The sequence below is a fragment of the Paenibacillus sp. P4_E11 genome (assembly GCF_056401635.1).
Genome location: NZ_JBFUIX010000023.1, coordinates 65065 through 76313, shown reverse-complemented (window position 1 = coordinate 76313; position 11249 = coordinate 65065). Strand labels below are relative to the sequence as shown.

The window sequence follows — 11249 nt, the reverse complement described above, 5'->3', positions numbered from 1 at the left end:
GCCCGTTTCCGGTAGATCACATCGTGAAGAAACGACAATGTCTTAACCAACGCCTCGCGACTTGAAGAAGGCTGGAATTGATAGCCGTTCTGCAGAGCAATGACAGGCCATCGACTAGATGAAGAGGACAGCACCATTCCGTATTGGTTCGTAATCCCGTCCAGGTCCGTATCAACCGTAAGTTGCTCAGCAGCAGATACGAACTCGGACAGTGTCCAGTCCGGATGCGGGAGCGGGATGTCGCGTTCCTCGAACAAACGCGGGTTGTAAGCCATGTAGACTGGCGAGAACGTAGCTGGTATAGCTTTCACTTCATTCCCACGGCGAAACCCTTCGACAAGTCGGGGGTACATGGCTTCGAGTGAATGCTTGAAGTGATCCTGAAGATCAGAGAAGGAAGCGAACTGAATCAGTTCATCATATTGACGGTCAGTTATAAGCACTAGATGTGGCGCATGCCCGAGCTCCATCGCGGTTCTCATCGATTCATTGAAATTAAATGCTGGGAAGCTCAGCAGCTTCACTTCAACATTCGGATATTTGCTCTTGAAGGCTTCGATAAGAATCGGCATACAGTGATCCACATAGTGCGATGGAGCAGGTGCCATAATGCGCAGCACTCTCGTTGGACTATCGGGGATAACGAGATCTGGTGAGACGATTGTGCCTTGTCCCACTTTTTTGACGATCAGTCCTTCTTTTTGCAGTTGATCCAATGATTTACGGACCGAAGTTCGGCTAATTCCATAGTATCGGCAAAGCTCGTTCTCGGAGAACAGAAACTCGCCTGGCTTGATATACCCGGATAATATTTGTTCGCGTAAAATATTGGCTAATTTGGAGTAGCGAAATTCGCTTTCACGTCTCATGTACGTTCTTCCATTCCTAATAAAATTGGTTCAATACATAATTATAGTCGAATGATGGCGAAATAGAAACTCAGAAAAAGAGACACCAAATAACCCCACAAAGTGACGTATTACTTTCGAGGTATTTTCCGATTACTTTGTGGGGGCCCCGGAACTACACTTAAAAAAAGAACTGGTCAGAGTTATAGCTAGTGAGATACAATACAGGTACGATACAATTGATGAATAAAGGAGATTAACCATCATGAGAATGGCTAAATTAGMTGTAATATTTGATCGTAAGGAAGCACAATCGCGCAGATTGCAAGGAATTAATGTATTTGAATCGTATATAGGGGAGTTGCTCGGTAAGGCTGGGATCCCGTTCGAATGGTTGGATGGCGCGGATGAACTGGCGACGAGCAATCCCGATTTGGTAATCGTTGCATTCGTCCGGGAAGGTGCCACGTCGGCTGAGCTGCTGTGGAACTACACCCAGAATGGCGGTGCTCTTATAGGTTTGGGCAATATGGGCGGGCTCGCCAAGAAGCTGCAATGCACCGCGTTAGCTCCCTTGCAGCCTGGATACGCCAAACTTCCGGAAGCGTGGGGAGATAGCAGACCTCTTCGTTTCCTCAAGGCGACAGCTTGGTCGACAGGAACCGCCAACGAGTTCCTTTCTGAGCGGGTAGGTACGATCAGCGGTCATCCGCAAGAGGCTGTGCGACCTGCCGATGCGATACTCCGATTTAAGGTTGGCGCTGGTACGATTGATCGATGGTCCGTGGATATGCTGAATACGGTTGTCGGGCTGCAGCAGGGCTTGAAGCCGGTCTTCGAGGATGGCATTCCCGCGCAGGACGGCTCGGGTTCTGTTGACGATGGTTGGCTGAAGGCAGACGACGAGACAGGACAGGATTGGGATCTTGACCGTCTTGTCACGGAGACAGGTCAGCCTTACTTTGCCCATCCTTATGCGGATTTATGGCGGGAAGCGCTGGTCGGTCACCTGCTTAGAACTGCTTTGGACAAAGGACTGACGCTGCCGTTCATCGGACATTGGCCAGATGGAGTAGGCGGAGTCGCGATGATCTCGCACGACAGTGACGGTAATGAAGATGAAGCTGGCTTGGCGACCTTGGCAATTCTGAAGGAATGCAACATCCAATCGACATGGTGCATGATCGAACCCGGTTACAGTCCACCTATATATGAGGCAATCAAGGCAGCCGGGCATGAGCTTGGCTTTCATTATAATGCAATCGATCATCCGTGGAGCCGGGAACAATGGTTATCCCAGTTCAAGTGGCTGCAAAGCGCGATCGGTAGCGAGCATGCTGTCTCGAATAAAAACCATTATACTCGCTTCGAAGGCTGGGGCGAACTATTCCGCTGGTGTGAAGAGACCGGAATCGAAACGGACCAAACGCGCGGACCAAGTAAGCGGGGCAATGTCGGAATGCCCTATGCAACGTGCCATCCTCATTTCCCTATCGCCTGGAACGACGAGCAGAATCGGATTTACAACGTATTAGAAATCGGATTTTTCACGCAGGACATGGACTTGGGCTCATGGGCGGACAGAAGCATTATTGAACCATGTCTCGATGCAGCGAGACAAGTGGACGGGATTGCTCACTTCTTGTTCCACCAACATCACATTTACCGTAAGGAAGAAGTGCGTCAAGCGTTCCGTACGGTTGTGCAGGAAGCACGAAGCCGAGGCTTCGAATTCTGGACCGGCAGGCAAGTAAACGCGTGGGAGAGAGCCCGACGCACAGCACGAATCGTTGCTTGTAGCGAGGGACGTGTAGAATTGGAAGGCGGCGAGAACGTTACCGGCTTGATCGTCTGGTTACCTATCGGCACCAGCGGGGAGACGACATCCGGCGAAACGGCTATCAAGTATGGTGTAGTCTGTCGAAAAACGACGGTATTCAGCGAAACAGCTGTGAGGTAAGATGGGTTCCGGGACGTGCTTGCGATGAACATAAAATATTTATACTTGCATCGAAAGAAAAGTCAACATTTCACTTTTGAAACTTGTTATAGTCAACAAGATAAGAAGATTAGGGGAGTGGCATTGTGGTTCTTGATAAATTAGGTGTATTGACAGATGAAGTATCCGCTCGTTTCGACGAAGCGCTTGACTGGATTGAAGAGCAGGGCTTGAAGCATGTAGAAGTCCGTGTAGTCGATGGTGTGAACGTATCCAATCTGAATGATGAGCAAGTTAGGGAGATTCGCCGGAAAGTAGAGGCACATGGCTTGTTTATATCAGCTATCGCTTCTCCGCTGTTCAAATGTGCACTCGATCCGATGAGACCGGTTGCATCGGGCGATGTGTTCGGCCAGCAAGAAGAGAGTGTGGAAGCTCACTTCACCAAGCTGGAACGCGTTATTGCCATTGCTGCGTTGTTGAACACGAAGATGATTCGCATCTTCTCGTTCTGGCGGGAGCAACAGCCGGAGCTGTACACAGAGGAGATCGTGACTCACCTGAAGCGTGCCGCAGCAATCGCTGAGCATGCAGGTATCGTGCTACTGCTTGAGAATGAGCCATCCTGCAATGGAGGATTCGCGGACGAAGTAGCGACTATTGTTAGAGGCGTCGATTCACCTGCGGTGAAAGGACTGTGGGATCCGGGCAATGAAGCTTATGCTGGGCGTCAAGCTTTCCCTGCTGGTTACGAGACGATGAAGAATGAGTTAGCACACGTTCACCTGAAAGACGCATACTCGAGAGAAGACGGTACATCCCGCTGTGTCCCGCTCGGATCAGGCAACGTATCGGTGATCGCTCAGCTGAAAGCACTCGTTGCAGACGGGTACGATGGACTTTTTACAATTGAGACCCATTATATTCCTGAAGGTGGAACGCAGATGATGGGTACACGTATGACACTTGATGCGTTAAGAACACTTGTTCAGGAGGTATAGGTTGTGGAGAAAATATGGCGAATCGGAATCATAGGCTGTGGAACAATCGCAGATTTTCATATAAAAGCGTTAAGTGAAATCGCCAATGCTAAGGTGACGGCGGTATCCAGCCGCAGTGAAGAGAAAGCGCGTAGTGTTGCGGAAGCCCAAGGATGCGCCTGGTACACCGATTATAAGGATATGTTGAACGATCCGAACGTGGACATCGTGTCCGTGACGACTTCGAGCGGAAGTCATTACGGGATCGGGCTGGACGTACTCAGAGCAGGGAAGCATCTCGTTGTCGAGAAGCCTGCTGCAATGAAGGCTGCCGAAGTAGCGGAGCTCATCCAAACCGCAAGTGATTGCGGCGTTACATTGTCCGTTATCTCTCAACGTAGATTCGAGGCTCAACATCAGGCTGTGCGTAAGGTGATCGATGACGGCGCTCTGGGCCGCTTACTGCTGGTCGAGATCTCCCTCCCGTTCTACCGGACGCAAGCGTATTACGATAGCGCTGACTGGCGGGGAACGTTATCTGAAGACGGTGGTGCCCTGATGAATCAAGGCATCCACTCGATCGACCTGCTGCTCTGGTTCGGCGGTCCACTCGCTTCGGTCTATGGCAAGGTGGCTACGCAGACTCATGAGATGGAAGCAGAAGATATTGGACTCGGCATTCTGCAATTCCAGAATGGTGCGTTCGGTACTGTCATGGCATCGACCAGCATACAACCGGGATTCCAGGCTACATTGAATCTGTATGGCGAGAAAGGCTCTATTAAGCTGGAAGGTACCGCCATCAGCCACTGGACCGTACCTGGAGTTGCGGAACCGGATTTCGGCGCACCGGCCGTTGGCGGAGGCGGGGTCTCTGATCCTAAGGCGATTTCCTATGTCAATCACAAACTTCAGTTCATCGATGTGATCGAATCCATCGAGACCGGCAAGACCCCGATTGTAACCGGAATGGATGGCCTACGTGCTGTTCAATTGGTCGAATCGATCTATGCGTCGTCACAGCAAGGCAAACCGATTATATTGGAGGCCTAAATGAACACATTGTATATGGGCGTAGCCAAGGTAGATATCACGCCGACTGAAGCCATCCATCTTGCAGGGTACGGGCATCGCAAAGGCCTGCTGGAAGGAGTCAGCAGCCGTCTTTACTTGCGGGCGAACGTATTCCGACAATCCGTAGACGGCGAAGATAGACTGGCATTGCTAGTAGAAGCGGATATCATCTGGTGGGGGCCGGAACGTATGGCTGGCATTCGGAAGAAGCTTCTTGACCGGTATGGCATTCGTGAGGAGCATATTGTTCTGAGCGCTTCTCATACACACGGCGGGCCCCAGACTACGACTGTGTTCGTCGATATGTTGGGCCTTCCCGATGCTGCCTATATCGAGCAATTGGAAGAGTGGCTGCTGCAGGCGGTCGGACAATCGTTGGAAGTAATGGAACCTGTGGCTGTGGAACAAGGCAGCGGAATTTGCCAAGTAGGCATTAATCGTCGCAAATGGGTAGATGGCGCGATGATTATGGCTCCTAACCCGGACAATTATATCGATACGAACGTAGAAGTATTCCGGTTTACGACCGAGACCGGGGCGACGAAGGCGGTCTGGATGCACTATACTTGTCACCCAACCGTATCAAGTATGAATCAGGTGAATTCGGATTACTCCGGTGCGGCAATGGAGCAGCTGGAAGAGACGCTAGGTGGCGGTGCAGTCGTCTCGTTCCTGCAAGGTTGTTGCGGAGAAACAAGGCCGGCTCTATATAAAGAAGATAAGTTTTATTCCGGTACGGAAGAGGACGTTAAGCGACTAGGTCGGCTGTTGGCGAACGAAGTAGCGGCGGTGTTAGCTCGTCCGATGAAATCTATTCCACCGGGAGCGATTAGCGGACGCAGACTGGAAGTGCAGTTGCCTTACGAAGCGTTGCCTAGTGAGACTGAAATCGCAGCTTCGGCAGAAGTTGAGGGGATTCCGGCTCAATGGTCCGCGAAGCTGCAGCAAAATCCGCAACTGCTTCAGCCTTCCATTCCGTTGCAGATCAGTCGGCTGGACATAGCCGATGGGTTATCGTTCATCGCGATGGATGGTGAAATGGTGTTGGAATATAGCGAAAAGGTGAAGCGGTTGTCGGGAGGCAGAGCGCGTGCGCTCGGCTATAGTAATGGCATGGTAGGCTATGTGCCAACAGCCAAGCAAGTTGAAGAAGGCGGTTATGAAGGTCGTGACTCCCACAGGCTGTTCACGCTAGCAGCTGTGTTCGACACAACACTTGAAGCCAACATCGAAGAGGGCATCAAGCAATTATTGCAATAAGCAGTTTCACAATCGGATTAGAAAGGAAGATTACATCATGCCATTACAAGCTCAACCGGTTATATCCGAGTCAGTCGAAGAATTGAAGGTCAACGTGTATGCGAACCGCAAGGAGCTCGGGGCAGCAGCAGGGGCGGCAGCAGCCGCGACGATCAAACGGTTGCTAAGCGAGAAAGCTGCGATCCGCATCATCTTCGCGGCTGCGCCTTCACAGAACGAGTTTCTAGATACGCTAGCTGCAGACACCGCCATTGACTGGAGCCGGATTACCGTCTTCCACATGGATGAATACATCGGATTGCCGAACGATGCTCCTCAGAAATTCAGTCGCTTCCTGTGCGACCGGTTGTTCGATCGGGTCAAGCCGGGGCAAGTGAATTTGATCGACAGCTCCAAGACTATTGCTGAGGAATGCAGCCGATATGGCGCGCTGATCCAAGAAGCACCGATCGATATCGTCTGTCTCGGTATTGGCGAGAACGGGCATATCGCCTTCAATGATCCACCTGTCGCTGATTTCAACGATCCGTTGCCGATCAAATCTGTTGAGCTTGACGATGCTTGTCGTCAACAGCAAGTGAATGACGGTTGCTTCCCTACATTTGATGACGTGCCTACGCATGCGCTAACATTAACGATTCCAACGATGATGTCCGGCACCTACCTGTACTGCATGGTACCAGGCCCGACGAAGCGCGCTGCTGTTCAGCGTACCTTGAACGGATCAATCTCGACAGAATGTCCTTCCACCATATTACGCAAACATGCCGATTGCACGCTGTATGTGGATCGGGATTCCTACGGAGGCTAACCATTATGCACAGTTCAAGTAACGATTCGAATGTCGTCCTGGAAGGCTTGCATTATTCGTCAGGTCATCCAATACGGGTATCGATTCAGAATGGAGTTATTGCTGCCGTGGATCGAATCCAGGCAGACAACCGTTCTACGCTGTTCCGCATCGGGCCTGGATTAGTTGACTTGCAAATCAATGGCTACAACGGACTTGATTTCAACACGATCCCGATCCCGAACGGAGTCGTGGAACAAGCGTCCCGCGAGTTGTTTCGTGAAGGCGTTACGGCCTATTACCCAACGGTCATTACGAATAGTGAAGAAGAAATTCTCGAAGGCGTACATGCGATTGCGAACGCGTGCAGACAGGATGAGATCGCCCGTCAGACTATTGCCGGCATCCACGTCGAAGGCCCTTTCATCTCGCCGGAGGACGGCGCCCGTGGAGCTCACGCGCTGCAATACGTGCAAGCTCCGAATTGGGAAATGTTCGAGAGATGGCAGGAAGCGGCAGATGGGCTGATCAAGATTATTACGATTTCGCCTGAATGGGATTCAAGTCCGGCTTTCATCCGTAAGTGCGTGGCTAATGGGGTGACCGTATCCATCGGCCACACAGCCGCGACACCCGAGCATATTCGTGAGGCAGTTGAGGCAGGAGCATCGATGTCAACGCACTTCGGCAACGGATCGCATCTGATGATACCTAGACACCCGAATTACTTATGGGAGCAGTTAGCTCAGGACAACTTGTGGTGCTGTCTAATCGCTGACGGGTTTCACATCCCAGAGCAGTTGTTGAAGGTAGCGATGCGAGTGAAGGGACAGAAGGCGATGCTCGTCAGCGACGCCGTGTATTTGAGCGGTCTTCCTGCTGGCGAATACAAGACTCATGTCGGCGGTCAGGTTGTGCTCACACCAGAAGGGCGGCTGCATACGGCGGCGAACGAGAAGGTGCTTGCCGGCTCCGCCCAAATGCTGTTGTGGGGCATTGAGCACGTTGTGCGTAGAGGACTTGCAAGCTTAAGCGAAGCTTGGGACATGTCCTCCGTCCGTCCGTCTGCCTTCATGGGCTTACCAGCTCGTGCTGGCTTAGCGGTCGGAGCACCTGCCGACTTGGCGGTATTCGATTGGGACGGCGAATGCGTTCAGCTACAACAGACCTATAAAACCGGTACACTCGTGTACGATCGGACAGAGGAGAGAAACGCATGAAATTCGCAGCATTCAGCGGAGTATTTATAGAGCACAGCATTCAGGAAGCCTTGCGTTTGACTCGAGAATTGGGCATGGACGGGATGGAAATCGCAGCGAGAGAACCACACTTGTCTCCTACTACGAGCTCGCATCGGATCAAGGAAGTTCGCAAAGTCGCTGATGATCTTGGCTTGGAACTTCCAGCGTTGGCCGGCTACATGGGTGGCTTCTCGACCGCTAGTGACAAGGATTCCGAGCAGGCGTTCGCCGATTTCCAGCGTATGTTGGAAGCGGCTGGTGTATTAGGTTCCTCTATGATCCGGGTCGCTCCGGGCGGGCCGAATGCCTTCCTGGCGAAGGACTACCATTACGCGAAAGCAGCCTATTGGATCGATCGTTGCGCTGCGGAAGCGAAGAAACAAGGGGTCAAGATCGTGCTGGAGATTCACAACGTCTCGATTGCGGAGACTGTGGAGAGCAGCCATCGCCTCCTGAATATGATCGAGCATGATAATGTCGGAATGATTCATGATGCTGGCAACATGTACATCACGGACACCGATTATGGCCGCGATTCTGTCATCCAGCTCGGAAACCGTATGTTCCACGTCCACATCAAGGATGAGCTGCGTGTGGACGCGGTCGGTGCTCCTGGCACGTTCACTAACTTGACGAAGCATGGTGAGGAGAAATTCATTCAGTCCAGACTGGGTGAAGGGGCAGCCGATCACCAGCCGCTGATCAACGCGCTTGTGGAGACCGGATACGAGGGATGGCTGACACTGGAATGCCATGCTCCGTTCCCAGCCTTCGAACGGTTGCAGCATGACTTCAACTTCGTGAAGTCGATGCTGGAGAAGGCAGGATATAAAGGTTAGTAATAAACGATATTGGGATAACGAGGAACAGGAAGTAATGGATGTGCAGGAACAGTCTCTCCCGCTTGATTGCTGGGGAGGCTGTTTTTTCGGTTTCTCCTAAATTGTGCTATAGTAAGGGACAGAAGCGAATTGCGGATATGAAGAAATGAGGTACTTAATCAGATGACCCACGGATTTCAACAAATGGAGCTCCAAGATGAATTGCTCCAGGCACTGACGGAGAAAGGCATTGGAACGCCGTCCACCATCCAGGCGGAAGCGATTCCGCTTATCCTGCAAGGCAAGGACGTAATTGCCCAGTCGCAGACTGGCTCAGGCAAGACACTTGCCTACCTGCTGCCGATACTCAATCGACTGAACGCCGATTCCAAGGAATTGCAGGCTGTCGTACTGGCGCCAACACGCGAGTTGGGGATGCAAATTCTAGGAGAGATGGAGCGATATGGCGGACCGCTTGGCCTTCGTGCACAAGGCTTGATTGGCGGAGCAGCAATAGGCAGACAAGTCGAGAAGCTGCGTCTGCACCCACACATCATAGTAGGGACGCCGGGTCGAGTGATGGAGCTGATTAAGGCGAGGAAGCTGAAGATGCACGAGGTACGGACCATCGTCGCCGATGAGGCTGACCAGCTCGTGTCGATGAGCACGATCGAGGATGTGAAGAGCATCTTGAAGAGCGCGCTGCGCGACCGTCAGTTACTATTCTTCAGCGCCACGGTGACAACGGATGTACAACGTATTGCCGACCGTTGGATGACGGATCCCGCTCGCATTGAGATAGAACCTGAGCAGCGGACTGCTGATACGATTGAGCACCTGTATGTCGTCTGCGAGGAGCGGGACAAGGTTGAGTGGCTTCGCCGGATGTACCGGACTTTGCAACCCCAATCGGCTCTAGTATTCGTGAATGAGATCGATCCTATCTCGGAGCTAGTATCTAAGCTTGAGTTCGCCGGGATTCCGGCTGCTGGCATATACGGAGATGCGCCGAAGCAGGAGCGGACAAGAGTACTTGGCCGATTCCGTGAAGGGAAGGTTCGTCTGTTGATCGCTACAGACATTGCCGCCAGAGGGCTTGATATTGAAGGTATAACACATGTGTTTCATCTGGATCCGGCTCCGGATGCGGATCATTACGTACACCGTGCAGGTCGAACAGGCCGTATGGGCAAGAACGGGGTAAGCATATCGATCATCACGGATCGCGAAGCGTTCATCCTGCGCAAGTTCGAAGAGCAGCTCGGTATTCGTATCGAGTCGCGAGTACTCGCTGAGGGCAAGCTACTGCGGCCGGACGAGCTGCGCCGGGGCGCCGGGGCGGCGCGAAGGAACGGCACCGACGCCGCTGGCAGCGGCAGGAAGCCGTTCGCCGCTACCGCGCGGGCCGATGCGCCTGCAGGGGCACAGGCTACGCCAAGGCGCGGTGCCGCGGCGAGCGGCGCGTCCGGGCAAGGGGCTCGCAAGCCCGCTGTGCACGGCGGCGAGCCCCGGCCCTCCGCGCGTGGCGCGGGTGCGGTGCAGGCGAAACCCGAGCAGCGCGCGGCGGCTTCTGCGAAGGCGCAAGATCGCAACCGCACACGCGAGCGCGACAAGAAGAACAAGGGGGCGCCAAAATGGCTGAAGGCGAAGCAAGAGCTTCAACAACAACAGCCATCGCCGCCTCCTGAGCAGCCGTAACAGAGCCTGATCTCATGGGAGAGATGTAGGATGAAGAAAGTAATTGTTGCGTTCGTAGTACTCCTCGTTATCGTAATCTTGCTCGGCCTAGCCCTGCTATGGTCAGTTAGACCGAAGGAACAGTTGGACTTGAGCTATGAACCGATCTCCGTGGCAGCCAAGATCAAGGATATGGTGGCACGACGCAGCCTGGAGCTCATCTTGACCGAAGAGGACCTGAACAATCTGATGAAGCGGGAACTGGCTGAGCGCAATCCGCCTATGAAGAACGTGCACATTCAAGGAGCGAGCTTCGAACAGCATGGTCAGATTGTGACCGCTCACGTTCAGGCAGAGCTATATAGTCAAGTGAAAGTAGAAGCGTCACTGGACTTCCTGCTGAAATGGCAACCTCCGAACTTGATCATCGAGCATTTGAAGACGGAGGCAGGACCGTGGAGTGTCCCGTTGAGCCGCTTCCAGCTTGATCCTCTAGTCGTTCCGATCGATAAGGAACTTCCCCCGATCATCGCGATCCGGGACTTGAAGTTCGAAGCTTCACAGATTGCGGTTTCATTCAAGATGCGATAACTAGACATGAATAACCTGGCGGTGATCT

General features: G+C 52.7%; 10 protein-coding genes. 9 read left to right on the top strand and 1 reads right to left on the bottom strand.

The window, feature by feature from the left end; genetic code table 11:
• A partial coding sequence (locus AC1DWB_RS11850; RefSeq protein WP_477541267.1) for an extracellular solute-binding protein occupies positions 1–869 on the bottom strand: 869 nt, incomplete at its 3' end.
• 244 nt (positions 870–1113) lie between these two features.
• Here AC1DWB_RS11850 and AC1DWB_RS11845 point away from each other — a divergent pair.
• The 9 genes from AC1DWB_RS11845 (at position 1114) to AC1DWB_RS11805 (ending at position 11221) form a co-directional block, all read left to right on the top strand.
• Entirely contained in the window at positions 1114–2808 is a 1695-nt protein-coding gene (locus AC1DWB_RS11845) for a polysaccharide deacetylase family protein (RefSeq protein ID WP_477541266.1), read from the top strand.
• 125 nt (positions 2809–2933) lie between these two features.
• Complete coding sequence (locus AC1DWB_RS11840; RefSeq protein WP_477541265.1) at positions 2934–3788, top strand: sugar phosphate isomerase/epimerase family protein; 855 nt, start codon at positions 2934–2936, stop codon at positions 3786–3788.
• 3 nt (positions 3789–3791) lie between these two features.
• Positions 3792–4820 carry a Gfo/Idh/MocA family protein gene (locus tag AC1DWB_RS11835; RefSeq protein ID WP_477541264.1) on the top strand — a complete coding sequence of 343 codons (1029 nt, stop codon included), beginning with the start codon at positions 3792–3794 and terminating at the stop codon, positions 4818–4820.
• Positions 4821–6101 carry a neutral/alkaline non-lysosomal ceramidase N-terminal domain-containing protein gene (locus tag AC1DWB_RS11830; protein WP_477541263.1) on the top strand — a complete coding sequence of 427 codons (1281 nt, stop codon included), beginning with the start codon at positions 4821–4823 and terminating at the stop codon, positions 6099–6101.
• Positions 6102–6138: 37 nt separating this feature from the next.
• Positions 6139–6912: a glucosamine-6-phosphate deaminase gene (locus AC1DWB_RS11825; RefSeq protein WP_477541262.1), complete on the top strand. Its 774-nt coding sequence runs from the start codon at positions 6139–6141 to the stop codon at positions 6910–6912.
• A gap of 5 nt (positions 6913–6917) precedes the next feature.
• Positions 6918–8111 (top strand): N-acetylglucosamine-6-phosphate deacetylase, encoded by a 1194-nt coding sequence (locus AC1DWB_RS11820; protein ID WP_477541261.1) that lies wholly within the window; start codon positions 6918–6920, stop codon positions 8109–8111.
• On the top strand, positions 8108–8971 hold the full coding sequence (locus tag AC1DWB_RS11815) for a sugar phosphate isomerase/epimerase family protein (RefSeq protein ID WP_477541260.1): 864 nt from the start codon (positions 8108–8110) through the stop codon (positions 8969–8971). Before AC1DWB_RS11820 ends, AC1DWB_RS11815 begins: the two co-directional genes overlap by 4 nt.
• A 165-nt stretch (positions 8972–9136) precedes the next feature.
• A complete protein-coding gene (locus AC1DWB_RS11810; protein ID WP_477541259.1) occupies positions 9137–10651 on the top strand; it encodes a DEAD/DEAH box helicase in 1515 nt (504 codons plus the stop codon).
• 30 nt (positions 10652–10681) lie between these two features.
• Complete coding sequence (locus tag AC1DWB_RS11805) at positions 10682–11221, top strand: hypothetical protein (protein WP_477541258.1); 540 nt, start codon at positions 10682–10684, stop codon at positions 11219–11221.
• Positions 11222–11249 lie beyond the last annotated feature (28 nt).